This window comes from Mesorhizobium sp. WSM4906 (assembly GCF_029674625.1).
In the GTDB taxonomy this organism is placed as follows: Bacteria; Pseudomonadota; Alphaproteobacteria; order Rhizobiales; family Rhizobiaceae; genus Mesorhizobium.
Genome location: NZ_CP121355.1, coordinates 5,328,476 through 5,351,242, shown reverse-complemented (window position 1 = coordinate 5,351,242; position 22,767 = coordinate 5,328,476). Strand labels below are relative to the sequence as shown.

Here is a 22,767-nt window from a genome sequence, read left to right as displayed (position 1 = left end):
GGATCATACTTGACGACGACGAACGCCGCGCCCGGCAAGAGGCGCACTGGCTGGTCAAGGAGTTCGGTGCCGAGGCGCCGCTCTATGCCGCCATGAAGGCCGAAAAGGCCATCGAGCAGAAGGATTTCGGCCGCTGCGCGCGCTGGAAGCGTGTGCTGGAGATCCTGGCTGACGACAGGCGGGCGGAACGTCGAGCCGCGGCGAAATAAGCGACTCGCCGTGGCGAATCGGGCATGATCGGCAACCCGGACGCCACGCTGTCCGACAGTATCGGCTTTCGTCCTGAATTTCGATTTTTGCAGGAATTACTCGCAGAAATTGAAGTGCTTTGCGTCATACGCACCCGTGCAGGCCTCCAGCGCTGTAAAGTGTTTGTTATAGGTGTTAGAATTCCTAACTTGCGCGGTCGCGACCCATAGTGAAAACGTACCTTCGGTATTGAGTCTCGTGCCTTTACTGACTCTGGACGGTCCATTGGGGGACAGGTCCAATATGATACCTGGACTAAAGTCTTAAAAACAGCTGGTCATTTGAGAGCCAGCAGAAGGTGAAAAAATTGTCCAATATCGATGACAAGACCGCAATCGAGCTGACCGCCGACATTGTTTCGGCCTATGTAGGCAACAATCCGCTTCCGGCTTCCGGCCTGCCTGATCTGATCGCCAGCGTCAGCGCGTCGGTGCGCAAGCTCGCCGGCGGCGCCGCCGTCAAGGAGAGCGCACCGCTGACGCCGGCCGTCAATCCGAAGCGTTCGGTATTCCCCGATCACATCGTCTGCCTCGAGGACGGAAAGAAGTTCAAGTCGCTGAAGCGGCACCTGTCGACCGACCACGGGCTGACGCCGGACGAATACCGCGCCAAATGGGGCCTGCCGGCGGACTATCCGATGGTGGCGCCGAGCTATTCGGCGACACGCTCGGCGCTGGCCAAGTCTTCCGGCCTGGGCCGCAAGCCGGCCGCGGATTCCGGCAAGGGCAAGCGCAAAGCCAAGGGCTGAGGCCGACGGCCATGCTGCCTGCAACGGCCGACGCCGTGCCGTCGGCCGATTGCTTGGCGACGTTCAATGCATTGCCTCGCAGGATGGCCAACCAGCCTCCCGCCAGGCCGCCTTCAGTTGCCGGGCGGCTTGCGAGCCGCCGCGCGGCGGTCCTGCTCGGCCGCAAGGCTGTCCGCCTCGACAGCCGTCATCTCCAGAAAATAGACAAGCATCTGGTAGCGCGTGCGCGAAAGCATCTTCGCCAGCCTGCGCGTGATCTCCGCGACATATCTCAGCATGCGCAGATCGTTAGCCGCCTCGCCCATCGTGAGCTCCTGACACAGTCAAGTTATTGTTGTTATTGTTGGTTTTTATTGGCGCCTACGCGCGAATCACGACGCTTTCATAAGTTCGCAGGATTGCGGCAAAACTGAAATCGATTTTTCGCCAAGCATAGCGGCTGGATCAAAAGATTTGGCACTTTTTTTGGTCGTTTCGGCATCCATCGCGCTAATATAAGCCAAGGCGCGACTTCGGGTTGTCTTGGCCGACTGATCTGATCTTCCGCAGGGGTTGGTCAGTGCCGGTATTTGGGTGGCAGGCGGGCCTGGCCAATAGGGCCTGCCCGCCCTTGCCGCTCAGTTCTTGTAGGCGGAACAGAAGGCCGGCGGATTGTCGTTGCCGATCATGGCGCAGCCCCGCGTGATCTCGTCGATCATCATGCTGCACGCGTTCTGGCCGTTGCAAGGCGGATGTGTCGACGGCGACACCTGAACGCATTGCGAGACATATTGGTCCGATTTCGCCTTGCCGGCCGATTGCACGCACGGCCTCGTGTCGTTCTGGCTTGCCTGCGCGGCGCCAGCCGTTGCAGGCGCAGCGCTCGGGGCAGCGGTCGCAGGCTTGGCGCCGGCGGTTTGCGGCACGCAGGAAAGGTCGCCTTCCGGGCATTTCAACTGGTGCTGCAACTGCGTCAGCCGCGCCTTGGTCAATTCCGCCTTGCAGGTTTCGACCAGGCTCGAATACACCGAGCCGTCGGCATAGGGTTGGGTGCGGAAGGCGCATTCCTTGTCGCGGAACGGGATCCAGGCGCGCTGCGCGTCGCGAAGGCGCTCAAGGTCGGCGGGAGAGAGGCGTCCCGCCAGCGCCTTGTAGACGGCGTTGAGCGCGACGTCGGACGAGGCCGCATCCTTGGCTGTGCAGGTGGCGAGGTCGGCCTGCGTCTTCGCCGCCGCGCAATCCGCGGCCCGGGCAGGGATCGCCAGCATGGCGGCAGCCGCAATTGCCAGCGCGGCCGAAAGAAGGATGGTCTTGCACGTCATCGGATATGTCCTTTGCGTGGATAGGCCCCAGCCGCTCGCGCCAGCATAGGTTGAGACGATAGCGGCCATCAACGTCAAACCGGTGACGTGGCAAGCAAAGTGTAAGCGGGTCGTGGTCGGCGAAGCGCAGGAGCGCGCAATCTCGCGCCAAGGCAGCGTCCAACTCCGCAGCCTCTGCGGAGGACTGGCAGGCCAGCGGACAGGCTGTCCGGATCGGCCTCTCAGTCGTTCACAGGCGACGCCTGAGATTGTTTTGCCGGATCGATTTGGATCAGCAGGTGCTCTATCTGGCGTCCCTCCGGCCTGCCTGCCGTCTCCCTCGCGGGAGGCAGGACTGGCGGTGTCAGCGCCGCACTTGTCAAGGGGGTATCGTTCGCAAACAGAACCACCTGCGTCGCCAGCGCGGCTGTCGTGGCGACCTGGAAGAAGATGAAGGCGAGCGCAAGATAGCGGACCACGGGCCTGCAAACGCGTTGGGCCGCAACTGGTTCCAGTCGCGGCCAGGTTTTTTGTCGAACGGTCCGCAGTCGCGCGCGAGGAGCCTCTTCCGGGCTGGCTCTTGCGAAGCGCCGACGTCCCGTGCAAAAGCGCTGCCCATGCTTATCATCAACGACCTCTCGCTGCGCATGGCGGGGCGCCTGCTTCTCGACCATGCCTCGCTGACCCTGCCGGCCGGCACCAAGGCCGGTCTCGTCGGGCGCAACGGCACCGGCAAGACGACGCTGTTCAAGGCGATCACCGGCGATTTCCCGTCAGAGACTGGTTCGATCAGCCTGCCCAAGAACACCCGCATCGGCCAGGTGGCGCAGGAAGCGCCCGGCACCGAGGAGCCGCTGATCGAGATCGTGCTCAAGGCCGATGTCGAGCGTGCGGCGCTGCTGGAGGAGGAAAAGACCGCCACCGATCCGCACCGCATCGCCGAGATCCACACGCGGCTTGCCGATATCGACGCCCATTCGGCCGAGTCCCGCGCCGCCACCATCCTTGCCGGTCTCGGCTTCGACGACGCCGCGCAAAAGCGGCCGGCCTCGTCCTTCTCGGGCGGCTGGCGCATGCGCGTGGCGCTCGCCGCCGTGCTCTTCTCCGAGCCCGACCTTCTGCTCCTCGACGAGCCGACCAACTATCTCGACCTCGAAGGCACCCTGTGGCTGGAGAACTACGTCTCCAAATATCCGCACACCGTGCTTTTGATTTCGCACGACCGCGACCTGCTCAACCGCGCCGTCAATTCCATCGTCCATCTCGACCAGAAGAAGCTCACCTTCTGGCGCGGCGGCTACGACCAGTTCGAACGCCAGCTTACCGAGCAGCGCGAGCTGCAGGAAAAGAGCCGCGCCAAGCAGGAAGCGCAGCGCAAGCATATGGAGTCCTTCGTCGAGCGTTTTCGCGCCAAGGCCTCCAAGGCGAGGCAGGCGCAGTCGCGGCTGAAGGCGCTGGAGAAGATGAAGCCGATCGCCGCGGTGGTGAACGACACGGTGCGGCCGTTCTCCTTCCCCGAGCCGGTGAAGACGGTCGCCTCGCCGATCGTGGCGCTCAACGGCGTCAATGTCGGCTACACCGAGAACAATCCGGTGCTGAAGAAGATGACGCTGCGCATCGATGCCGACGACCGCATCGCGCTGCTCGGCGCCAACGGCAACGGCAAGTCGACCTTCGCCAAGCTGCTCGCCGGCCGCCTCAAGGCCGAGACCGGCACGATGACGATCGCGCCGGGCCTGAAGGTGGCGATTTTCGCCCAGCACCAGCTCGATGACCTGCGCCCCGAGGAAAGCGCCTACGAGCATGTGCGCCGGCTGATGCCGGATGCACCGGAAGCCAAGGTGCGCGCCCGCGTCGCGCAGTTCGGCCTGTCGACCGAAAAGATGAACACCGCCGCCAAGGATCTTTCCGGCGGCGAGAAGGCGCGCCTTCTGATGGGACTGTCGGCTTTCGAGGGCCCGAACCTCTTCATCCTCGACGAGCCGACCAACCACCTCGACATCGACAGCCGCGAATCGCTGATCCATGCGCTCAACGATTTTCCGGGCGCTGTGATCCTGATCTCGCACGACCGGCATTTGCTGGAGGCGACGGCCGATCGGCTGTGGCTGGTCAAGGACGGCGCGGTCAATCCCTATGACGGCGACCTGGAGGATTACAAAACGCTGGTCACCGGCGTCTCGTCCAACCGCCGCGAGCAGAAGGAAGCGGACAAGGCGTCCAAGGCCGACCGCCGCCGCGAAGCGGCTGCCCGGCGCTCGGCGCTCGAGCCTTTAGCCAAGGAAATCCGCGCCACCGAAGCGCTGATGGATCGCATCCGCAAGCGCATCGACCTGATCGAGGACGAACTCGCCAACCCGGCCATCTACGAAAAGGACCCCTCGACCGCGACTCGTCTCGCCAAGGAGCGCTCGCAGCTGGCACAGACGCTGGCGCAAAACGAGGACAAGTGGCTGACGATGTCTGCGGAGTACGAGGAGGGGATTGCGGAGTAGCGCGACTCCCCCTTCTCCCCTGGCGGGAGAAGGTGGCCGCGAAGCGGCCGGATGAGGGGTGTTCCAGGGAACGCCAGCGTCTCACTCCGCTGGAGCACCCCTCATCCGTCTCGGCGCTTCGCGCCGATCCACCTTCTCCCACAAGGGGAGAAGGGGGAGCTCCATCTGGCCCTACACCTCTCTCCGAAAACCCGCTAAACACCCTCGCATGAACCAGCACGCCAAGCTCAGGATCGGCCATTCGGCCTGTCCGCATGACTGCCCCTCCACCTGCGCGCTCGAAGTCGAGCTGCTCGACAACAACCGCATCGGCCGCGTCCATGGCGCCAAGGCGAACAGTTACACCGCCGGCGTCGTCTGCGCCAAGGTCGCGCGCTATGCCGACCGCGTCCATCATCCCGACCGCCTGCTGAAGCCGCTGGTGCGCGCCGGCGCCAAGGGCGAGGGCGTCTGGAAGGAAGCGAGTTGGGAAGCGGCGCTCGACCTCGTGGCGGAGAAGTTCATTCGAGCCGAGGAGAAATTCGGCTCCGAAGCCGTCTGGCCCTATTACTATGCCGGCACCATGGGGCTGGTGCAGCGCGACGGCATCGAGCGGCTGCGGCATGCGAAGAAATACTCCGGCTTCTTCAGCTCGATCTGCACCAATCTCGCCTGGACCGGCTGGATGATGGGGGCGGGCGCCTTGCGCGGCCCCGATCCGCGCGAGATGGCGAAGTCCGACTGCGTGGTGATCTGGGGCACCAATGCCGTGGTCACCCAGGTCAACGTCATGACCCATGCGACCAGGGCGCGGAAAGAACGCGGCGCCAAGATCGTCGTCATCGACATCTACGACAACGCCACCATGAAGCAGGCCGATCTCGGCCTGGTGCTCAAGCCCGGCACCGACGGCGCGCTCGCCTGCGCGGTCATGCATGTGCTGTTTCGCGATGGGCTTGCCGACCGCGCCTATCTCGAAAAATACACCGACGATCCGCGCGGGCTGGAAGAGCATCTGAGGTCGCGCACGCCGGAGTGGGCGGCTGCCATCACCGGGCTCGCCGTCGCCGAGATCGAAGCCTTCGCGCATCTGGTCGGCACGACGAAGAAGACCTACTTCCGCCTCGGCTATGGTTTTGCCCGCCAGCGCAACGGCTCGGTCAACATGCACGCCGCTTCCTGCATCGCCGCCGTCACCGGCGCCTGGCAGCATGAGGGCGGCGGCGCCTTCCATTCCAATTCCGGCATCTTCAAGCTGAACCAGGACGTGCTGGAAGGCACCGCGATGCGCGACCCCAACATCCGCTATCTCGACCATTCGCGCATCGGTCCGGTACTGACCGGAGCCGAGGACGCGCTTTACGGCGGCCCGCCGGTGACGGCGATGCTGATCCAGAACACCAACCCCGCCAACGTCGCGCCGGAGCAGCGGCTGGTGAAGCAGGGTTTTATGCGCGAGGACCTGTTCACCTGCGTGCACGAGCAATTCATGACCGATACGGCCAAGCTCGCCGACGTCGTGCTGCCGGCAACGATGTTTTTGGAGCATGACGACATCTACAAGGGCGGCGGCAACCAGCACATCACGCTCGGCCCCAAGCTGATCGAGCCGCCGGAAGGGCCGCGCACCAACCACTATGTCAATGAGGAGCTCGGCAAGCGCCTCGGCGTCGGCGACCACCCGGGCTTCGGCCTGACCGAGCGGGAGCATATCGACATCATCCTCGGCAAGCGCGGGCTGGGCAGCTTCGACAGCCTCGAGCAGCAGAAGTGGGTCGACCTGCAGCCCGATTTCGACGACGCGCATTTCATCAGCGGCTTCGGCCATGCCGACAAGAAATTCCACTTCCGGGCCAACTGGACCGGGCAGTCGGCGCCCAACCGGCCGCCGAAAAGCATGGGCCTGTTCGGGCCTGTGGAACGGCTGCCGGAATTTCCCGACCATGTCGACCTGATCGAGGTGGCGGACGAGGAGCATCCGTTCCGGCTGACGACCTCGCCGGCGCGCAATTTCCTCAACTCGACCTTTGCCGAGACGCCGGTGTCGAAGGCCAAGGAAGGTCGGCCGGAATTGTTGCTCCACCCCGACGACGCCGCGGCGCTCGGCATCGAGGATGGCAGCCGCGTCGAGGTCGGCAACCGGCGCGGCGACCTCGTGCTGCATGCAAAACTCTTCGACGGCGTGAAGCGCGGCGTGGTGGTGGCCGAAGGCATCTGGCCGAACGGCGCGCACGAGCGCGGCGAGGGCATCAACGTGCTGACCGGCGCAGACGCGCCGGCGCCCTATGGCGGCGCCGCCTTCCACGACAACAAGGTCTGGCTGCGCGCCCTCGATTGAATCGTCTTGCCAGAGACCGGCACGATGTCGTTGTTCGGACTCGCTTTTCAGCCGGAGCCAGCCATGCCGCTGCCGCTCAAGATAGCCGTCGCCGGCGCGCTCGGCCGCATGGGCCGGCAGATGACTGAGACAATCGAGGCCGACCCTCGACTCGATCTCGCCGCCCGCTTCCACCGGCCGGGCAGCGCGGGTGAGGGGCTGGTCGAGCGGGACGAGGCGCTGGCGCTGGCCGATGTCGTCATCGACTTCACCACGCCGGCAGCGTCCGCCGAACTGGCAAGGGCCTGCGCGGAGCGCGGCGGCCCGGCACTGGTCATCGGCTCGACCGGCTTTGACGCCGCCGAACTGAAGACGATCGCCGACGCTGCCAGGAAAATCGCCATCGTGCGCTCCGGCAGCTATTCGCTGGGGCTCAACCTGCTGACCGGCCTGGTCGAGCAGGCGGCGCGGGCGCTCGGCGGAGACGACTGCGACATCGAGATTTTCGAAGCGCATCATCGCTTCAAGGTCGACGCGCCATCCGGAACGGCGCTGATGCTGGGGGAGGCGACGGCGCGGGGACGTGGCGTCGGGCTGGACGATGCGGCGAAGCGCGCCCGCGGCGGCGTCACCGGCCCGCGCGCTGCCGGCGAGATCGGCTTTGCCGTGCTGCGCGGCGGCAGCATCGTCGGCGAGCATTCCGTCAGCTTCCTCGCCGAGGGCGAGAGGCTCACGCTTTCGCATGCCGCCGGCGATCGCTCCATGTTCGCGCGCGGCGCCATTGCGGCGGCGCTCTGGGTCGCCGGACGGCGGCCAGGCGAATACGACATGCGCGACGTGCTCGGTCTTGCCGCGTGATCGGCAATTTCGCCGGATTCCACTTCAACCATCTCTAAAATGGCTGAAAGCCAGCTGAAAGCTTGGGCATGCCATGACAGTTTTGTGGCGTTCGCCACGGGACCGGCCTGGGAGCGGCCGGCAAGGAGGAAATGCGGCCCGGCCCGGATGGCGCGCCGCCAAGGTGGAGGAAGTTACGTGACCGGTTTCATCTCGAAGTGCATCTTGCGTTCGGCGGCGCTTTCGCTTGCCATTGTCGCCACGGGCGCGACGGCGGCATCGGCGGCCGACAAGATCACCATCATCGTCGGCGGCATGGAAAAGCAGATCTATCTGCCGGCCGTGCTCACCCAACAGCTCGGCTACTTCAAGGACGAAGGCCTTGATGTCGAGCTGGTCAACTCACGCGCGGGCGTCGAGGCCGAGAACGAATTGCTGGCGGGCGCCGTGCAGGGCGTCGTCGGCTTCTACGACCACACCGTCGACCTGCAATCTAAGGGCAAATACATCCAGTCGATCGTTCAGTTCAGCCAGGCGCCGGGCGAGGTGGAGCTGGTCTCGGCCAAGCACCCGGAGATCAAGTCGCCGGCCGACTTCAAGGGCGCGACGCTCGGCGTCACGGGTCTCGGTTCCTCGACTGATTTCTTGACGCAGTATCTTGCCGTGCGCAACGGCCTGAAGCCCGGCGACTACACGCTGCTGCCGGTCGGCGCCGGCAACACCTTCATCGCTGCCGTCAAGCAGGATCAGATCCAGGCCGGCATGACCACCGAGCCGACCATCGCCAAGTTGCTGCAGACCGGTGAGGCCAAGGTATTGGTCGACATGCGCACGCCCGAGAAGACCAAGGAAGCGCTCGGCGGCGACTATCCGGCGGCGTCCTTCTATGTCCAGTCCGCCTGGATCGAGAGCCACAAGGACGAGGCGCAGAAACTAGCCAATGCCTTCGTCAAGACGATGAAATTCATCGCCAGCCATTCGGCCGAGGAGATCGCCGATAAGATGCCCAAGGACTATTACGCCGGTAGCAAGGACCTCTATGTGCAAGGGTTGGCCGGCGGCAAGGCGATGTTCACGCCCGACGGCCGCATGCCCGCCGACGGCCCGGAGACGGTGCTGAAGGTTCTGTCGACCTTCTCCAAGAGCCTGCAGGGCAAGCAGATCGACCTGTCGAAGACCTACACCACCGAGTTCGTCGACGCTGCCAAGTAGCGCCGGTAGACGGGCCGGGCTCGTCAGGCTCGGTCGTTGAAGAACAACAACTTGCGCCGCTTGCCTGAATCAGTTCGGCAGCGGCGCCTTTCCGGATGCCGAGGCGCGGCAGGCCGACAGGCTTGAGCCGCGGGCATCCTCGCACCATTGCCACAGGAGTGTGCCATGCAGTTGCAAACCATGGCGGCCGAAAGGCTGTCTCAGGCCGCGCCGCCCGCCGATGCCGCGATCGCCATCGACGACGTGACGCTGCGCTTCGTCACGCCCGACGGCCACATGATGACGGCGATCCGCGATTTCACCATGACGGTGGCGCGCGGCGAGTTCGCCTGCGTCGTCGGGCCGACCGGCTGCGGCAAGTCGACGACGCTGAACCTCGTCACCGGCCTGCTGCGGCCGACGACCGGCAATGTCCGCGTCATGGGCAATCCGGTCACCGAGATCAGCCGCGACATCGGCTTCGTCTTCCAGGCGGATGCGTTGTTTCCGTGGCGCAGCGTCATCGACAATGTCGCCGCCGGTCCGCTCTATCGCGGCACGCCGAAGGCGCAAGCCCATGAGCGGGCGCGCGACTGGATCGGTCGCGTCGGCCTTGCCCGCTTCGAGAAACACTATCCGCATCAGCTCTCGGGCGGCATGCGCAAGCGCGTGGCCCTTGCCCAGACCTTCATCAACCAGCCGAAGATCCTGCTGATGGACGAGCCGTTCAGCGCGCTCGACATGCAGACCCGCACCGCCATGCAGGACGAGCTGCTCGGCCTATGGTCGGAGCTGAAATCCTCCGTCGTCTTCGTCACCCACGATCTCGAGGAGGCGGTCGCGCTGGCCGACAAGGTCTATGTGCTCACCGCCGGGCCGGGCACGGTGAAAAGCGTCTATCGCATCGACCTGCCGCGCCCGCGCGTCATGGCCGACATCCGCTACGACCAGAAATTCATCGAGATCGCCAAGGTGATCTGGAACGACCTGCGCGAGGAAGTGCAGCTCGGCCAGAGCCGCGGCCTGCAGACCGGCCATTAGAGCGGGTCGCTGACTCGCTCCAATGGTTTTTGTTTTCGCAATTCCAAACGGAAAACCGCTTGGCACTTTTCCTGGAATTGCGCTGAAAGGAGACTTGCCATGACCGCCATCTCTCCCACCGATCAGGCTGCCGCGCGCGCGACCTCGATCGTCGCTGCCGAAGCCCGGGCGAGGGCGCGCCTGCGCCGCCGTCATGCCCTGGTCGTCGGCCTGCGGCTCGCCATTCTGATCGTCTTCCTCGCGCTCTGGGAACTCGGCGCCGACAATGGCGTCATCGATCCGTTTTTCTTCTCCAGCCCCTCCGGCATCTGGGAGCAGATCTGGTCTTGGGTCACCGAGGGCACCTCGCAGGGGCCGCTCTGGCTGCAGATCTATGTGACGCTGGAGGAAACCTTCCTCGGCTTCGCCATCGGCGCCGTCGGCGGCATCGCCGCCGGCATCATCCTCGGCCGCAACAAGCTCTTGGCGGATGTCTTTTCAATCTACATCAAGATCGCCAATTCGGTGCCGCGCGTGGTGCTGGGCTCGGTCTTCATCATCGCGCTCGGCCTCGGCATGGCCTCCAAGGTGGCGCTGGCCGTCGTCATGGTGTTCTTCGTCGTCTTCGCCAATGCCTTCCAGGGCGTGCGCGAGGCCGACAGGGCGATGATCGCCAACGCCCAGATTCTCGGCGCTTCGCCCTACCAGATCACCCGCACCGTCATCATCCCGTCGGCGATGAGCTGGATCCTCGCCAGCCTTCACGTCAGCTTCGGCTTCGCGCTGGTCGGCGCCGTCGTCGGCGAGTTCCTCGGTGCCAAGCAGGGCATGGGTCTGCTGATCTCGACCGCCCAGGGCGCCTTCAACGCCAATGGTGTCTTCGCAGCCATGATCATCCTGGCGGTGATGGCGCTGGTGGTCGAGTTCCTCATCACCCGCTTCGAGAACTATGTGGTGAAGTGGCGGCCGGCGCCGTTCAACGAGCAGGGGACCTGACCGGGTTTTCATCGGGTGCGGCAAGCGGCAGCCGCACCTCGACCTTGAGCCCGCCGCCGGCGGCGTCGCCAAGCGTGACGCTGCCGCCGGCATTCTCGACCACCTCGCGCACGATCGCGAGGCCGAGCCCGCTGCCTTCCTCGGCGGCACCGGCAATGCGGTAGAAGCGCTCGAAGACATGTTCCCGCTCCTCCACCGGAATGCCAGGCCCCGCATCGGTCACGGTGAGCTCCGCCGTGCCATTCGAAGCGGCGAGCTTCACGGTGACGCTGCCGCCCGGTTTGGAGTAGCGCAACGCATTGTCGACGAGATTGACGATCATCTCGCGCAGCATGGTACCGTCGCCTATGACGGCAACAGGCCCAGTTTCCTCCAGGCCGAGGTCGATGTTGCGTTCGACTGCCTTTGGCGCCTGGCTTTCCAGCACCTGGCGGGCAGCCTCCGTGAGATCGATGCGGTCGGCGCGCGGCCGCCGGCTGCCGGGCTCTGCGCGAGACAAGGTCAAAAGCTGTTCGGCCAGACGCGCCAGCCGGCCGGAGCTTGCCTGCAAGGCGACCAGCGCTTCCTGGCGCTGGTCGGCAGCAGTCTCGCGCAGCGCGTAGCTTGCTTGTGTCGACATGAGCGCCAGCGGCGTGCGCAACTGGTGCGCGGCATTGGCGATGAAGCGGCGCTGCGCGGCCATCTGCGCCCGCACGCGCTCCATATAGGCGTTGAGCGCATCGATCAGCGGCCGAATCTCGCTTTGCGCGCCCGGCACCTCGACCGGGTCGAGGTCGCTGCGGCCGGGCGAGCGCACCGCATCGCGCAGCCGGATCAGCGGCGCCAGCCCGCGACGCAGGCCGAGCAGCACGAACACGCCGGCAATCGCCACCAGCGCCAGCTGCTGGGCGAAGGCGCTGAACCATAGCCGCTTCACCATCGCGTCATGGCCGGCCAGCGTAACGCCCACCGTGACCCTGATCGGCGAATCCGCCCCGGCGCCGATCACCGCATGGCTGAGCGTTGCCAGACGCAACGGATGGTCGCGATAAGAAGCCTCGATGCTGCCGCCCCGCGGCGCCTCGGGCAAATCGGGATAGCCGGTGAGCAGCCGGCCATTGGCGGTTTCGACGCGGTAGTAGACGCTGTCGCGGTCGCCGGTGTCGAACATCTCGATCGCCGCCGGCGGAATGGTGGCGTCGAGCACGCCGTCTGCCATCGCCGCCTGCTCGGCGATGGCACGCGCCGAGCCGACCAGCATCCGGTCGGCGACCAGGTCTGCGGTCGTGAGCGCGTTGCGCTGGCTGGTCCACAGGTTGACGGTCACCAGCGCGGCCAGCGGCAGCACCACCCATGCCAGCAATTGCAGGCGAAGGCTGCTAATTCGCATGGCGCCCAATCTTCATTGCGCTTGGTCTTCATGGCGCAGCAGATAGCCGAGGCCGCGCAAGGTGGCGATCTGGACGTGCGAGCCTTCCAGCTTCTTGCGCAGGCGATGCACATAGATCTCGATGGCGCTGGGGTCGGCGTCGGTTTCGAAATCGTAGATCGCCGCCGACAGTGCGGCCTTGCTCACCGTTCGCCCGGCCTTGACCACCAGCTGCTCCAGCACCGCATGTTCGCGCGGCGTCAGCGAGAGCGTCTCGCCGCCGAGTGAGAACAGCCTGGTATTGGTGTCGAAGACGAGATCGCCGCAGGAGATGAGGGGCGCGGTGCGATCGTTGGCGCGGCGCAGCTGCACGCGGATTCGCGCCTCGAGCTCCTCGATCTGGAAGGGTTTTGCCAGATAGTCGTCGGCGCCCTCGTTGAGGCCCTTGACCCGGCCGTCGAGGCTGGCGTTGGCGGTGAGCACGATCACCGGCACGGGATTGCCGCGCGCCCTCAGCCGCTTCAGCACCTCCATCCCGCCCATGCGCGGCAAGGCGAGGTCGAGGATGATGAGCGCATGGTCGCCGGCGGCAAGCGCATGCTCGACATCCTCGCCGTCGTGGACGACGTCGACGACGTAGCTCGCCTGGCGCAGCGTCTTGCTCAGCCAATCGGCCAGTTCGCGATTGTCTTCGACAAGCAAGAGCCGCATCGTCCGTCGCTGTTCCCTCCCAATGCGTCGGCCTTCGCCACATGTGGCAGGCAGCGTCCGAATTGGTCCTTGAGGTCAACCGATAGTATCGATCCGCCCGCAAGGCAAACGCCGGCCCGAGGGCGACCACGGCGGCCATTGAGCCACTCGATCGGTCGGACAGATCATAAAACCGAACCGTTCGGTTCAATTTATGTTGACGGTTCGTGTAGTCAAGGTGAACGCTTGCACGCCGAATCTGGGTGCGCCATCGCGCGTCGTTCGTCGTAACATTTTGATATCAAACGATAAGAATATGGCAACTGCACCATTGGCGTGATTTCAATATCGAACCGAACGGTTCGGTTCACACATTTTCGTGATTGGAAACGGCAGTGGGTCCGACCCATTTCGGGGTGGTCCGAGCGACGCGAATTTCCATCACGGCACGCCACTTGACGGACAGGATTTTGAAAATCTGGAGTACCTAAAATGAACAAGATTGCTCTTACCGCCGCGGCTCTTCTCGTTGCCACGGGCAGCGCCTTCGCCGGCAGCGACCATTACGGGTCGGACAACGTCAATCAGCCGACCGCCAATCAGTCCGCCGTGATCCAGTCCGGCGACAATATTGACCGCGGCGTCGGCGACAACATCGACCGCAGCGTGACGGCTTCGATCCGCAGGCCGGTCGAACACCGTGCGTTCAAGCTGACGCCGGACTCGGTTCAGCCGGAATCCGGCCAGGGCATCTGGGGCCGCTAAGGCGGTCCCGTCCCGAACTCGAAAGCATCAACTCTCAAATCTGGAGTACCTGAAATGACCAAGATCGCTCTTACCGCCGCTGCCCTTCTCGTTGCCACCGGCGCCGCTTTCGCCGGCTCCGACAATTACGGTTCGGCCGGCGCCAACCAGCCGGCCGCTTCGGTCGATACCTCGTACACCGCTTCGGTCAAGAAGTCGGATGCGAACGTCCAGAAGCCGCTGACCCAGGGCGCCGACCGCGACCTGTTCGGCAACCACTAACCGGTTCCGGTCTTCGATAGACCTCAAAGCGGCGGGCTTGTACCGCCGCTTTGCTTTTATCGAGCCGGCCATGGGTCGCCCGGAATCAGTCGGGCAGCACCATTCTCCAACCGGTTGCTCGAGAAGAGCTTTCAGGACCAGGTCACTGGCGACGGGCAAGGAAAAAAACTCGCCCGGGAATAAATCGGGGCCGCCCCGGGTCTTTGTCGGCAGCGGGGTCATCCTCCCAAGGCGCCGCCGACGAACCAACAGCACAAGGACCTTTTCAAAATGACCAGGATTGCTCTCACCGCCGCCGCCATGCTTCTCGCCATGGGTTCCGCCTTCGCCAGCAGCGACCACTATGGCGCTGACCACGCCAACCAGCCGACCGCCGGCGTCGACCGCCGCCCCACCGCCTCGGTGCGCAAGCATGAGGCCGCCAAGCCGGCCAATGTCGATACCTCGGTGACGACCGGAGCAGCGCCGTCGCAGGCCTGGCCGGATCCCGGCCAGGGCATCTGGGGAAATTGAAGCGCCAAATCTCCCCCCCTTGAGAGGAGATGGCCGCAAAGCGGCCAGAGGGGGTCGTCTCACGTAGAACGTCGGCGTTGTTTCTCGTCGCAGAAAGCGCTGGCGCTCCAGGCGCGACGACTCCCTCTGTCGCCTTCGGCGACATCTCCCGCTCGAGAGGGGAGATTACACAGCCAAATCCTTTGGCCGCACGAAATGAGTCAGCCGGGCGCCACCGAAATCAAGATTTGCCCAATCATCCTTCACGGTGAACCGCGCAAGCGCCATCGTCGGGAATTTCGCTTCGATTTTCTTGAATACGCTTTCATCCGATCCGGCGCCGGCGAGCCGCAGCGCAAAATTCTGCAGGCCGGGATTGTGGCCGATCACGATCACGCTGGTGGTCTTTGCCTGCCGCACATGCGCCAGGATGGCGCCGGGCGCCGCCTCGTAGAGCTCCTCCACGAATTCCGCCCGCACATGCTTCGGCAGTTCCTGGGAGACCAGTCGCCAGCTGTCGCGGGTGCGCAGCGCCGGCGACACCAACGCCAGATCCGGCAGCCAACCGCGCCGCGAAAGCTCCCGCCCCATCAGCGGCGCCGTCTTCAGTCCCCGCTGAGAGAGCGGCCGGTCGAAATCCTCGAGCTTGGGATCGTCCCAACTCGACTTGCCGTGGCGAAGGATAAGCAGTTGTCTCATCAGCATTGCTCAGGACCAGGGAATCTCGGCGTTGAAATCCTTGCCATATCCGCCACCATATTTTGCGCCCGTGGTGGCATCAAAGGCCGCCACCAGCGCACCGAAGACAAACAGGCCCACGCGGTGTTCACCACTATCCCACCTCACGGCAACATCTGCTTCGGTGATCGCCCATTGGCCCGATCTGACATGGATTGCACCGAGAACCGAACCAGCCTGGTCGCCTTCCGTCTGATGCAGGTAGAAATACGCCGTGGCCTCCTGTGTCGCGGTGTCCTCATATTCGAAGACACCTGCGAGATCACCTTTCGTCCGGATCGCGCTGTCGAAAATATCCATGCGGTGCGTCCTTAGAGCAGAGTTGAAACATCGCGCGCGCCATGCACGATACGCACGATCTCGATCCGTTCCTCGGCGAGCCGGTAGAGAATGAGGTAGTTACTGATGGTCAGCGCGCGTGCATCGGCCCCGATATCGGGTCTTCTCGGTCCGGATTCAGGGAAGACGGCAAGCTGCAGGATGCGTTCTGCAATCGCATCCAAGAAATGATCGGCCGCACGCGGGCTGTCCTTGGCAATAGAAAGCCAGATGTCGGTCAGGTCATTCTCAACAGCAGGGCTACGGATGATCGGCAGGTCTGCCATGGACTACTTCTTGGCAGTATCGATGAGACGGCCCCGGACCTTTCGCTTGATGTCCTCGATATCAAAAGGAACAAATGGGCCGCTCTCCAGTCCCTCTGTCCAGGCCCTACGCAACCGCTCCACTTCGGCTTCGCGGAGCGGTTGACGCAAGCGCCACTCGCGCAGCGCTTCGCGAATGACCTCGCTCGCCGAGCCATAGCGACCGCTTTCGACGGCGTCCCTGACCATCTCCAGAAGCTCCGGCGAAAGCGCCACGCTTACTTTTTCGACTGCAGCCATAGAACGGTCTCCTTGGAAACATGGTAGCAATTGTTGCCACCATTCTCAAGGACTCTACGGCGTGATACGCGCCAGCTGTTCGAGGTCGCGCTCTTCGCGCAGCGGGTCCGGCGCCATCACCACCGAGGTGGCGTTGTCGGCGTCGTCGGCGAAATGGGCAAGCACGGTGTGGCCCTTTTCCATCTGCGCCTTGCCCTCGGCGACCAGACCCAGCGCCAGCGGGTAGAGCCGGTGCTCCACCTTCAGCACCCGCGCGGCCAAAGTATCCTCGTTGTCGCCGACCATCACCGGCACGGCGGCCTGGGCGATGATCGGGCCGTCATCCATCTCGAGCGTGACGAAATGCACCGAGCAGCCATGGATGCGCACGCCGGCGCGGATGGCGCGCGCATGCGTGTCCAGCCCCTTGAACGCTGGCAGCAAGGCCGGGTGGATGTTGATCATGCGCCCCTGCCATTTCTCGACCAGGCCGCGGCCCAGGATACGCATATAGCCGGCCAAGGCCACGATCTCGGCACCGAAGCCGTCGAGCGCGGCGTCGAGCGCGGCGTCATGCGCGTCCTTGCTCGGATGGTCGGCGCGCTGGATGACCTTGGTGGCGATACCGCGCGACTGTGCGATGCCGAGGCCGGCTGCATTCGCCCGGTCCGAGATGACGCCGACGATCTCGGCCGGGTAGGCAGGATCGGCGGCGGCCGCTATCAGCGCCGTCATGTTGGAGCCGCGCCCCGAGATCAGGACGACCGTGCGCTTCCTGCTCATAGGCCGATCGAGCCCCGATAGATGACGCCGGCGTCGCGGCGCGGCACGATGCGGCCGATCGGCGTCACCGTCTCGCCGGCCTCCTGCAGCACCGCCGCCACCTGCGCCGCCTGGCCGGACGCGACGGCGAGGATCATGCCGATGCCGCAGTTGAAGGTGCGCATCATCTCTTCCGGCGCGACCCCGCCGGTCTTGGCCAGCCACGAGAACACCGGCGGCACGTCAATCGCCTCGAGGTCGAGCTCGGCGGAGAAATCCTTGGGCAGCACGCGCGGGATGTTTTCCGGAAAACCGCCGCCGGTGATGTGAGCGAGCGCCTTGATGCCATGCGTGTTGCGGATCGCCTTCAGGATCGACTTCACATAGATGCGCGTCGGCTCGAGCAGCGCCTCGGCAAGGCTGAGCTCCTCATTGAACGGCGCCGGGTCGTCCCAGCCAAGGCCGCTCGCGGCAACGATCCGGCGCACCAGCGAAAAGCCGTTGGAGTGGAGGCCCGAGGAAGCGAGGCCGAGCAGCACGTCGCCCTCGACGATGTCGTCGGTCGGCAGCAACTGGCCGCGCTCGGCCGCGCCCACGGCGAAGCCGGCCAGGTCGTAGTCCTTGTCGTGATACATGCCGGGCATCTCGGCGGTCTCGCCGCCGATCAGCGCGCAGCCGGCCTGCCGGCACCCTTGCGCGATGCCGCCGACGATCGAAGCACCCTGGTCGGGGTCGAGCTTGCCGGTGGCGAAATAGTCGAGGAAGAACAAAGGCTCCGCGCCCTGCACGACGATGTCGTTGACGCACATGGCGACCAGGTCGATGCCGATCGTGTCGTGCTTGCCGGAATCGATGGCGATCTTGAGCTTGGTGCCGACGCCGTCATTGGCCGCGACCAGCACCGGATCGGTGAAACCGGCGGCCTTCAAATCGAACAGGCCGCCAAAGCCGCCGATCTCGCCGTCGGCGCCCGGCCGGCGCGTCGCGCGCACCAGCGGCTTGATCTTCTCGACCATCAGGTTGCCGGCATCGATATCGACGCCCGCCTCGGCATAGGTGAGCCCGTTCTTGCGCTTGGCCTTGTCGCCCTTGCTCATCGTCGGCTCATCCCTGTTTCCATTGCGGGCTCTTCGCATGAATGGTTTCGGGGAGCAAGGATGATGAGAGCCGATCTCCCCCCTTGAGGGGGAGATGTCGCCGAAGGCGACAGAGGGGGTCGCCTCGCGTGGAGCGCCAGCGACTTACGGCGGACGGCGTCGGCGATTTATGTGAGACGACCCCTCTGGCCTGCCGGCCATCTCTCCCTCAAAGGGGGAGATCGGCAGCTCCTCCCTTGCGCCTATCCTCCATCTCCCTCATCTATTTCCCAACAAGGCCACGACGGGACATCACGTGACCACCCCCAACTTGATCACGATCATGCGTCTGCTGCTGGTGCCCGCCGTGGTGCTGGCGATGCTGAACGCGCGTTGGGACTGGGCCTTCGCCGGCTTCCTTGTCGCCGGTATCTCCGACGGCGTCGACGGCTTCATCGCCCGCCGCTATCGGTTGTCCTCGCAGCTCGGGGCCTATCTCGATCCGATGGCCGACAAGCTTTTGCTGGTCTCGGTTTTCGTCGTCATGGGCTTTGCCGGGGAGCTGCCGCTGTGGCTGGTGGTGACCATGGTGTCGCGCGACGGGCTGATCATCTGCGCAGTGCTTCTGTCCAGCTTGATGAGCCATCCGGTCGAGATGAAGCCGCTCTTCGTGTCCAAGGTGAACACCGCAGTGCAGATCGCATTGGCGGCGCTGGTGCTGGGCGAGCTTGCCTTTTCCGTCCATCTCGATCCGCTTCGGCCGGCGCTCATATTGCTGTCCGGGGTCTTGACCGTGGCTTCGGCCGCGGCCTATCTCGTGGCCTGGCTAAGGCATATGAGCGGCTATGGCGAAGGCTCCGACACGGGCACCTGACAGCGAAGCCTGGACGGCCGCGGCATCGACCGCGTTGCGCCGGCAGATCGCGTTCTGGCTGATCGTCGCCGTGCTTCTGGCGCTGTTCCTCTACATCTTCTCGGGCATCCTGTTGCCCTTCGTCGCCGGCATGGTGCTCGCCTATTTCCTCGATCCCGTCGCCGACCGGCTGGAGCGGCTGGGACTTTCCCGGCTGATGGCGACGGTGGTGATCCTGATTGCGTTCATCGTCGTCGTCGTGCTGGCCTTCGTCATCCTGGTTCCGGTGCTGGCCACCCAGATGGCCGATTTCGCCCGCAAGCTGCCGGAATATCTCACCCGGCTGCAATCGCTGATCACCAGCTTCGATCCGAAATGGCTGGAGCAGCGCTTCGGCGTCAACGCTGCCGGCCTGCGTGACGGATTGAACTCGCTGCTCACCTCCGGCTTCAGCCTTTTGACCACAGTCTTCACCTCGATCTGGAGCTCGGGCGTGGCGCTGGTGTCGGTGGTCAGCCTCTTCGTCGTCACACCGGTCGTCGCCTTCTACATGCTGCTCGACTGGGACCGCATGGTGGCGGTGGTCGACAGCTGGGTGCCGCGCGACTATGTCGAGACGGTCAGGGCGCTCGCCCGTGACATCAACACCGCCACCGCCGGCTTCGTGCGCGGGCAGGGCACGCTCTGCCTGGTGCTCGGCGCCATGTACGCCACCGGCCTGACGCTGACGGGCTTGAACTTCGCCATCCTCATCGGCCTCTTCGCCGGGCTGATCTCCTTCATCCCCTATGTCGGCTCGCTGACCGGCCTTGTGCTCGCCGTCGGCGTCGCCTTCGTCCAGTTCTGGCCGGACTGGACCATGGTGGTTGCCGTGGCCTGCGTGTTCTTCGTCGGCCAGTTCATCGAGGGCAACATCCTGCAGCCACGGCTGGTGGGCAAAAGCGTCGGCCTGCATCCGGTCTGGCTGATGTTCGCGCTGTTCGCTTTTGGCGCGCTGTTCGGCTTCGTCGGGCTGCTGATCGCGGTGCCGGCTTCGGCGGCGATCGCGGTTCTGGTGCGCTTCGCGATTTCGCGCTATCTCGAATCGCCGCTCTACAAGGGTCACGCCGCCGAGCCGGCGCCGCCGCTGCCGGCGGATCGCGGCGGCGGGCATCGTTCGGCGCGCGACTGAAATGGCCGGTCAACGAACCGATCCGCCGCGCCAGCTGCCGCTCGATCTCGGCCATGGCACCGGCTATTCGCGCGACGAGCTCGTCGTCTCCGGCACCAACGCGGAGGCGGCGGCGCTTGTCGACCGCTGGCCGGACTGGCCCTCGCCGGTGGTGGTGCTTGCCGGCCCTCCGGGGTCCGGCAAGACGCATCTCGCCCAGATATGGCTGTCCCATGCGAACGCGGTTGCCGTCGATGCCGGCCGGATCGGCGAGCACATAGGCGGACTCGGCGGCAGCCCGGCGCTCATCGACGATATCGACAAAGGCCCGATCGACGAGCAAGGCCTGTTCCACCTGATCAACACGGTGCGCGGCGCCGGCTCCACGCTGCTTCTGACGGCACGGCGCTTTCCCTCCGCCTGGCGCGTCACGCTGCCCGACCTCATCTCGCGGCTGAAGGCGGCGGCGACGATCGAGATCCACGAGCCGGACGACCTTTTGCTTGCCGGCGTCATCACGAAGCTCTTCGCCGACCGCCAGATCGAGGTCGAGCCGCATGTCGTGCAATATCTGGTGCGGCGCATCGAGCGCTCCCTGGCGACCGCGATGCGCGTCGTCGAACGCCTCGACCGCGCCGCGCTCGAGCGCAAGACGCCGATCACCCGCGCGCTCGCCGCCGAGACCGTCAGCGCCATGGACGAAGGGCAGGGCGAGTTCGATATTTAGGGTTGGATCACCCTGAGAGTGACATCAAGGCCGTATTGTGATATCTATGATGTCGCTGACATCGGATTGATATCAATGACTGCTGTAACGATCAGAAATCTTCCGGAAGAGACGCACCGTGCTCTGCGTGTACGCGCGGCCATCAATGGCCGCAGCACGGAGGCGGAAATCCGCGCCATTCTTGAAGATGCCGTTCGGCCGGAGGGGCGTGTCAAGCTAGGCTCTCTGTTGTCCGACATTGCTCGCCGGGCCGGCGTGAAGAACGAGGATGTCGATGCCCTGGAGCAGGCCCTTGGCAAACGCCCCGCCGAACCTCTGAGCTTTGAATGATCCTTCTGGACACCAATGTCGTTTCGGAGATGATGAGAGCGGAACCTCATCCCGCAGTTCTTGCTTGGCTGGACAATCAGGCCGCCGAAACCCTCTACCTCTCCAGCGTGACACTGGCCGAAATCCTGTTCGGGATAGAGGCGATGCCAGCGGGCCGCCGTAAGAGCGCCTTGGCTGAAGTCTTTTCGGGCATATTCGCAGTTTTCGACCAGCGCATTCTGGTGCTCGATGTCGAGGCAGCGCGGCGCTATGCAGGTCTTGCCGTGAAGGCCAGGGCTGCAGGCAAGGGGTTTCCCGTTCCCGATGGGTACATCGCGGCGATTGCCGCTGCGAAGGGCTTTCAAGTCGCTTCGCGCGACACCGCGCCATTTCACGCCGCCGGCGTGCCGGTCATCAATCCGTGGGACAATGCGGCGTAAGCTGTCTCATTCCGAGACGATCTCGCTGGCATCCATCTTGCAACGCCAACGATGCCGGTTGACCCCGGCCCCGGTCGCGTTCCAGATCGGGTTGTAGGCTCGCCGGGCTCGAGGTTGTTGGGGACTCGCCCGGCGGGTTTACGGTCGTTCTCGCTCTTCAATTGAAGTGGACCAGAAAATGGTCTATTTCAAATGGACCAGATAATGGTCCAGTAGGACGATCATGCGAATATCCGTGACAGACGCCAAGGGCCAACTGACCGACCTGGTGCGCCGTGCCGAAGCGGGAGACGAAATCATCCTGACCCGTCATGGCCACGCGGCCGTGCGCCTGGTTCCGGTACGACCCGCACCGGACCGCAAGGGGCGGCGGGCGTTGCTGGAGGCCGCCCGCACGGCAGGCGCGGCCAAGGCCAGTGCCGGCCCTTCCGCCGCGCGTAGCCAGGATTTCCTCTATGGCGACGATGGCCTGCCGGAATGATCGCGGTCGATACGTCCGCGTTGATGGCCATTGTCCTCGGCGAGCCGGAGGCTGGTGCCTGCGCGGCGGCTCTCGAGGTGGAAGACGAGCTTGTTATATCGGCGGGAACCGTGGCCGAACTGCTGATCGTTGCAGCGAGGCGAGGGGTAGCCGAGGAAGCGTCGGCCTTGATTGACGGGCTCGGCTTCGAGATCGCGCCGGTGACGGAAGGTGCCGCGCGCCGCATTGCCGAGGCCTATGCGCAATGGGGCAAGGGCATTCACGCAGCGGCGCTCAACTTTGGTGACTGCTTCGCCTATGAGGTGGCGAAAGACCGCGGCTGCCGGCTACTCTATGTCGGCAACGATTTTTCGAAGACCGACATCGAAAGCGCGCTCTGAAAAGCCGACCTCATCGGCGCCACAGGTCGCGCGGCACCCATGTCAGGCGGCGCCTGGCGACATCGACCACCACGATGATATCGGTGTTGGCTGTCCAGTTGTCCCTGTCGAGGATAGCAACCACCACCGCCGTCACGGCTGAAGCCAATCTGAACCGGACTGCGCTGTTGTGGCCGCCGACGCGGCACAGGCCGCCGGGCAGCCGGGCCAGGAAACTGGTCGGAGTGGCGTGATTCGAACACGCGACCCCCTGATCCCAAATCAGGTGCGCTACCAGGCTGCGCTACACTCCGACGCTCGCGGCGTATAGGGTTCCGTGG

Annotated in this window: 30 protein-coding genes and 1 tRNA gene; 18 read left to right on the top strand and 13 right to left on the bottom strand. The window is 64.6% G+C overall.

Annotation, left to right across the window (positions count from 1 at the left end; genetic code table 11):
- Positions 1 to 5: 5 nt before the first annotated feature.
- Together QAZ22_RS25950 and QAZ22_RS25945 are read left to right on the top strand one after the other, a co-directional pair.
- Positions 6 to 209, top strand: a complete 204-nt coding sequence (locus QAZ22_RS25950; protein WP_347566956.1) for a hypothetical protein — start codon at positions 6 to 8, stop codon at positions 207 to 209.
- Positions 210 to 556: 347 nt separating this feature from the next.
- A complete protein-coding gene (locus QAZ22_RS25945; protein WP_278203553.1) occupies positions 557 to 997 on the top strand; it encodes a MucR family transcriptional regulator in 441 nt (146 codons plus the stop codon).
- A 113-nt stretch (positions 998 to 1,110) separates the two neighbouring features.
- On the opposite strand, the gene QAZ22_RS25940 is transcribed toward QAZ22_RS25945, so the two are convergent.
- The 3 genes from QAZ22_RS25940 to QAZ22_RS25930 form a co-directional block, all read right to left on the bottom strand.
- Complete coding sequence (locus QAZ22_RS25940) at positions 1,111 to 1,302, bottom strand: hypothetical protein (protein ID WP_278203552.1); 192 nt, start codon at positions 1,300 to 1,302, stop codon at positions 1,111 to 1,113.
- Positions 1,303 to 1,614: 312 nt separating this feature from the next.
- Entirely contained in the window at positions 1,615 to 2,298 is a 684-nt protein-coding gene (locus QAZ22_RS25935) for a lysozyme inhibitor LprI family protein (protein ID WP_278203551.1), read from the bottom strand.
- A gap of 221 nt (positions 2,299 to 2,519) precedes the next feature.
- Entirely contained in the window at positions 2,520 to 2,756 is a 237-nt protein-coding gene (locus tag QAZ22_RS25930) for a hypothetical protein (protein WP_278203550.1), read from the bottom strand.
- A 138-nt stretch (positions 2,757 to 2,894) separates the two neighbouring features.
- On the opposite strand from QAZ22_RS25930, the gene QAZ22_RS25925 reads away from it, so the two are divergent.
- From QAZ22_RS25925 to QAZ22_RS25900, 6 genes are all read left to right on the top strand, one after another.
- Complete coding sequence (locus QAZ22_RS25925) at positions 2,895 to 4,772, top strand: ABC-F family ATP-binding cassette domain-containing protein (RefSeq protein WP_278203549.1); 1,878 nt, start codon at positions 2,895 to 2,897, stop codon at positions 4,770 to 4,772.
- Positions 4,773 to 4,980: 208 nt separating this feature from the next.
- Positions 4,981 to 7,089 (top strand): molybdopterin oxidoreductase family protein, encoded by a 2,109-nt coding sequence (locus QAZ22_RS25920; RefSeq protein WP_278203548.1) that lies wholly within the window; start codon positions 4,981 to 4,983, stop codon positions 7,087 to 7,089.
- A gap of 63 nt (positions 7,090 to 7,152) precedes the next feature.
- Positions 7,153 to 7,926: a 4-hydroxy-tetrahydrodipicolinate reductase gene (gene dapB / locus QAZ22_RS25915; RefSeq protein WP_278203547.1), complete on the top strand. Its 774-nt coding sequence runs from the start codon at positions 7,153 to 7,155 to the stop codon at positions 7,924 to 7,926.
- Positions 7,927 to 8,130: 204 nt separating this feature from the next.
- Positions 8,131 to 9,117, top strand: coding sequence for an ABC transporter substrate-binding protein (locus QAZ22_RS25910; protein WP_278207942.1), 987 nt, complete (start codon positions 8,131 to 8,133; stop codon positions 9,115 to 9,117).
- A 165-nt stretch (positions 9,118 to 9,282) separates the two neighbouring features.
- Positions 9,283 to 10,137, top strand: a complete 855-nt coding sequence (locus QAZ22_RS25905) for an ABC transporter ATP-binding protein (protein ID WP_278203546.1) — start codon at positions 9,283 to 9,285, stop codon at positions 10,135 to 10,137.
- 99 nt (positions 10,138 to 10,236) lie between these two features.
- On the top strand, positions 10,237 to 11,112 hold the full coding sequence (locus QAZ22_RS25900; RefSeq protein ID WP_278203545.1) for an ABC transporter permease: 876 nt from the start codon (positions 10,237 to 10,239) through the stop codon (positions 11,110 to 11,112).
- Here QAZ22_RS25900 and QAZ22_RS25895 read toward each other — a convergent pair.
- Positions 11,093 to 12,481: a sensor histidine kinase gene (locus tag QAZ22_RS25895; protein WP_278203544.1), complete on the bottom strand. Its 1,389-nt coding sequence runs from the start codon at positions 12,479 to 12,481 to the stop codon at positions 11,093 to 11,095. The genes QAZ22_RS25900 and QAZ22_RS25895 overlap by 20 nt on opposite strands.
- Positions 12,482 to 12,493: 12 nt before the next feature.
- Positions 12,494 to 13,171, bottom strand: coding sequence for a response regulator (locus QAZ22_RS25890; RefSeq protein ID WP_278203543.1), 678 nt, complete (start codon positions 13,169 to 13,171; stop codon positions 12,494 to 12,496).
- A gap of 471 nt (positions 13,172 to 13,642) precedes the next feature.
- Here QAZ22_RS25890 and QAZ22_RS25885 point away from each other — a divergent pair, with 471 nt between their 5' ends.
- The 3 genes from QAZ22_RS25885 (at position 13,643) to QAZ22_RS25875 (ending at position 14,689) form a co-directional block, all read left to right on the top strand.
- Positions 13,643 to 13,915, top strand: coding sequence for a DUF680 domain-containing protein (locus QAZ22_RS25885; RefSeq protein WP_278203542.1), 273 nt, complete (start codon positions 13,643 to 13,645; stop codon positions 13,913 to 13,915).
- Positions 13,916 to 13,969: 54 nt separating this feature from the next.
- Positions 13,970 to 14,176 (top strand): DUF680 domain-containing protein, encoded by a 207-nt coding sequence (locus QAZ22_RS25880; protein WP_278203541.1) that lies wholly within the window; start codon positions 13,970 to 13,972, stop codon positions 14,174 to 14,176.
- Positions 14,177 to 14,446: 270 nt separating this feature from the next.
- Positions 14,447 to 14,689 carry a DUF680 domain-containing protein gene (locus QAZ22_RS25875; RefSeq protein WP_278203540.1) on the top strand — a complete coding sequence of 81 codons (243 nt, stop codon included), beginning with the start codon at positions 14,447 to 14,449 and terminating at the stop codon, positions 14,687 to 14,689.
- Between the two features lie 165 nt (positions 14,690 to 14,854).
- Here QAZ22_RS25875 and QAZ22_RS25870 read toward each other — a convergent pair whose 3' ends face one another.
- The 6 genes from QAZ22_RS25870 to purM are packed head-to-tail and all read right to left on the bottom strand — an operon-like array spanning position 14,855 to position 18,128.
- Positions 14,855 to 15,367 (bottom strand): histidine phosphatase family protein, encoded by a 513-nt coding sequence (locus QAZ22_RS25870; protein ID WP_278203539.1) that lies wholly within the window; start codon positions 15,365 to 15,367, stop codon positions 14,855 to 14,857.
- A gap of 9 nt (positions 15,368 to 15,376) precedes the next feature.
- Positions 15,377 to 15,706 carry a hypothetical protein gene (locus tag QAZ22_RS25865; RefSeq protein WP_278203538.1) on the bottom strand — a complete coding sequence of 110 codons (330 nt, stop codon included), beginning with the start codon at positions 15,704 to 15,706 and terminating at the stop codon, positions 15,377 to 15,379.
- A gap of 11 nt (positions 15,707 to 15,717) precedes the next feature.
- The gene (locus tag QAZ22_RS25860) at positions 15,718 to 16,011 is read right to left on the bottom strand and encodes a type II toxin-antitoxin system RelE/ParE family toxin (protein ID WP_278203537.1); all 294 of its coding nucleotides are present in this window, start codon (positions 16,009 to 16,011) and stop codon (positions 15,718 to 15,720) included.
- Positions 16,012 to 16,014: 3 nt separating this feature from the next.
- Entirely contained in the window at positions 16,015 to 16,290 is a 276-nt protein-coding gene (locus QAZ22_RS25855; RefSeq protein ID WP_278076556.1) for a type II toxin-antitoxin system ParD family antitoxin, read from the bottom strand.
- A 54-nt stretch (positions 16,291 to 16,344) separates the two neighbouring features.
- Positions 16,345 to 17,052 (bottom strand): phosphoribosylglycinamide formyltransferase, encoded by a 708-nt coding sequence (purN, locus tag QAZ22_RS25850; protein ID WP_278203536.1) that lies wholly within the window; start codon positions 17,050 to 17,052, stop codon positions 16,345 to 16,347.
- Positions 17,049 to 18,128: a phosphoribosylformylglycinamidine cyclo-ligase gene (gene purM / locus QAZ22_RS25845; RefSeq protein WP_278203535.1), complete on the bottom strand. Its 1,080-nt coding sequence runs from the start codon at positions 18,126 to 18,128 to the stop codon at positions 17,049 to 17,051. The genes purN and purM overlap by 4 nt, the downstream gene beginning before the upstream one ends.
- Before the next feature lie 295 nt (positions 18,129 to 18,423).
- Between purM and QAZ22_RS25840 the strand changes: the two genes are divergently transcribed.
- The 7 genes from QAZ22_RS25840 to QAZ22_RS25810 all read left to right on the top strand — a co-directional run bounded on the left by QAZ22_RS25840 (position 18,424) and on the right by QAZ22_RS25810 (position 22,447).
- Positions 18,424 to 18,981: a CDP-alcohol phosphatidyltransferase family protein gene (locus QAZ22_RS25840; protein ID WP_278203534.1), complete on the top strand. Its 558-nt coding sequence runs from the start codon at positions 18,424 to 18,426 to the stop codon at positions 18,979 to 18,981.
- Positions 18,953 to 20,131, top strand: coding sequence for an AI-2E family transporter (locus QAZ22_RS25835; protein WP_278203533.1), 1,179 nt, complete (start codon positions 18,953 to 18,955; stop codon positions 20,129 to 20,131). Before QAZ22_RS25840 ends, QAZ22_RS25835 begins: the two co-directional genes overlap by 29 nt.
- 1 nt (position 20,132) lies before the next feature.
- Positions 20,133 to 20,837, top strand: a complete 705-nt coding sequence (gene hdaA / locus QAZ22_RS25830; RefSeq protein ID WP_278203532.1) for a DnaA regulatory inactivator HdaA — start codon at positions 20,133 to 20,135, stop codon at positions 20,835 to 20,837.
- A gap of 75 nt (positions 20,838 to 20,912) precedes the next feature.
- Positions 20,913 to 21,167: an Arc family DNA-binding protein gene (locus QAZ22_RS25825; RefSeq protein WP_278203531.1), complete on the top strand. Its 255-nt coding sequence runs from the start codon at positions 20,913 to 20,915 to the stop codon at positions 21,165 to 21,167.
- Positions 21,164 to 21,586 carry a type II toxin-antitoxin system VapC family toxin gene (locus QAZ22_RS25820; RefSeq protein WP_278203530.1) on the top strand — a complete coding sequence of 141 codons (423 nt, stop codon included), beginning with the start codon at positions 21,164 to 21,166 and terminating at the stop codon, positions 21,584 to 21,586. Before QAZ22_RS25825 ends, QAZ22_RS25820 begins: the two co-directional genes overlap by 4 nt.
- Positions 21,587 to 21,809: 223 nt before the next feature.
- Positions 21,810 to 22,067 (top strand): type II toxin-antitoxin system prevent-host-death family antitoxin, encoded by a 258-nt coding sequence (locus tag QAZ22_RS25815; protein WP_278203529.1) that lies wholly within the window; start codon positions 21,810 to 21,812, stop codon positions 22,065 to 22,067.
- The gene (locus QAZ22_RS25810; protein ID WP_278203528.1) at positions 22,064 to 22,447 is read left to right on the top strand and encodes a type II toxin-antitoxin system VapC family toxin; all 384 of its coding nucleotides are present in this window, start codon (positions 22,064 to 22,066) and stop codon (positions 22,445 to 22,447) included. The genes QAZ22_RS25815 and QAZ22_RS25810 overlap by 4 nt, the downstream gene beginning before the upstream one ends.
- Positions 22,448 to 22,457: 10 nt before the next feature.
- On the opposite strand, the gene QAZ22_RS25805 is transcribed toward QAZ22_RS25810, so the two are convergent.
- Positions 22,458 to 22,595, bottom strand: a complete 138-nt coding sequence (locus QAZ22_RS25805) for a hypothetical protein (RefSeq protein ID WP_278203527.1) — start codon at positions 22,593 to 22,595, stop codon at positions 22,458 to 22,460.
- Positions 22,596 to 22,663: 68 nt separating this feature from the next.
- Positions 22,664 to 22,740: transfer RNA gene (locus tag QAZ22_RS25800), tRNA-Pro, on the bottom strand.
- Positions 22,741 to 22,767: the final 27 nt, after the last annotated feature.

Coding starts and splice junctions, on each gene's coding strand:
- QAZ22_RS25885 (WP_278203542.1), top strand. CDS start 13,643: ATGAACAAGATTGCTCTTACCGCCGCGGCTCTTCTCGTTGCCACGGGC.
- QAZ22_RS25820 (WP_278203530.1), top strand. CDS start 21,164: ATGATCCTTCTGGACACCAATGTCGTTTCGGAGATGATGAGAGCGGAA.
- QAZ22_RS25890 (WP_278203543.1), bottom strand. CDS start 13,171: ATGCGGCTCTTGCTTGTCGAAGACAATCGCGAACTGGCCGATTGGCTG.
- QAZ22_RS25920 (WP_278203548.1), top strand. CDS start 4,981: ATGAACCAGCACGCCAAGCTCAGGATCGGCCATTCGGCCTGTCCGCAT.
- QAZ22_RS25815 (WP_278203529.1), top strand. CDS start 21,810: ATGCGAATATCCGTGACAGACGCCAAGGGCCAACTGACCGACCTGGTG.
- hdaA (WP_278203532.1), top strand. CDS start 20,133: ATGGCCGGTCAACGAACCGATCCGCCGCGCCAGCTGCCGCTCGATCTC.
- QAZ22_RS25865 (WP_278203538.1), bottom strand. CDS start 15,706: ATGGATATTTTCGACAGCGCGATCCGGACGAAAGGTGATCTCGCAGGT.
- QAZ22_RS25855 (WP_278076556.1), bottom strand. CDS start 16,290: ATGGCTGCAGTCGAAAAAGTAAGCGTGGCGCTTTCGCCGGAGCTTCTG.
- QAZ22_RS25835 (WP_278203533.1), top strand. CDS start 18,953: ATGGCGAAGGCTCCGACACGGGCACCTGACAGCGAAGCCTGGACGGCC.
- QAZ22_RS25810 (WP_278203528.1), top strand. CDS start 22,064: ATGATCGCGGTCGATACGTCCGCGTTGATGGCCATTGTCCTCGGCGAG.
- QAZ22_RS25870 (WP_278203539.1), bottom strand. CDS start 15,367: ATGAGACAACTGCTTATCCTTCGCCACGGCAAGTCGAGTTGGGACGAT.
- QAZ22_RS25925 (WP_278203549.1), top strand. CDS start 2,895: ATGCTTATCATCAACGACCTCTCGCTGCGCATGGCGGGGCGCCTGCTT.
- QAZ22_RS25825 (WP_278203531.1), top strand. CDS start 20,913: ATGACTGCTGTAACGATCAGAAATCTTCCGGAAGAGACGCACCGTGCT.
- QAZ22_RS25895 (WP_278203544.1), bottom strand. CDS start 12,481: ATGCGAATTAGCAGCCTTCGCCTGCAATTGCTGGCATGGGTGGTGCTG.
- QAZ22_RS25900 (WP_278203545.1), top strand. CDS start 10,237: ATGACCGCCATCTCTCCCACCGATCAGGCTGCCGCGCGCGCGACCTCG.
- QAZ22_RS25860 (WP_278203537.1), bottom strand. CDS start 16,011: ATGGCAGACCTGCCGATCATCCGTAGCCCTGCTGTTGAGAATGACCTG.
- purM (WP_278203535.1), bottom strand. CDS start 18,128: ATGAGCAAGGGCGACAAGGCCAAGCGCAAGAACGGGCTCACCTATGCC.
- QAZ22_RS25940 (WP_278203552.1), bottom strand. CDS start 1,302: ATGGGCGAGGCGGCTAACGATCTGCGCATGCTGAGATATGTCGCGGAG.
- QAZ22_RS25905 (WP_278203546.1), top strand. CDS start 9,283: ATGCAGTTGCAAACCATGGCGGCCGAAAGGCTGTCTCAGGCCGCGCCG.
- purN (WP_278203536.1), bottom strand. CDS start 17,052: ATGAGCAGGAAGCGCACGGTCGTCCTGATCTCGGGGCGCGGCTCCAAC.
- QAZ22_RS25935 (WP_278203551.1), bottom strand. CDS start 2,298: ATGACGTGCAAGACCATCCTTCTTTCGGCCGCGCTGGCAATTGCGGCT.
- dapB (WP_278203547.1), top strand. CDS start 7,153: ATGCCGCTGCCGCTCAAGATAGCCGTCGCCGGCGCGCTCGGCCGCATG.
- QAZ22_RS25875 (WP_278203540.1), top strand. CDS start 14,447: ATGACCAGGATTGCTCTCACCGCCGCCGCCATGCTTCTCGCCATGGGT.
- QAZ22_RS25880 (WP_278203541.1), top strand. CDS start 13,970: ATGACCAAGATCGCTCTTACCGCCGCTGCCCTTCTCGTTGCCACCGGC.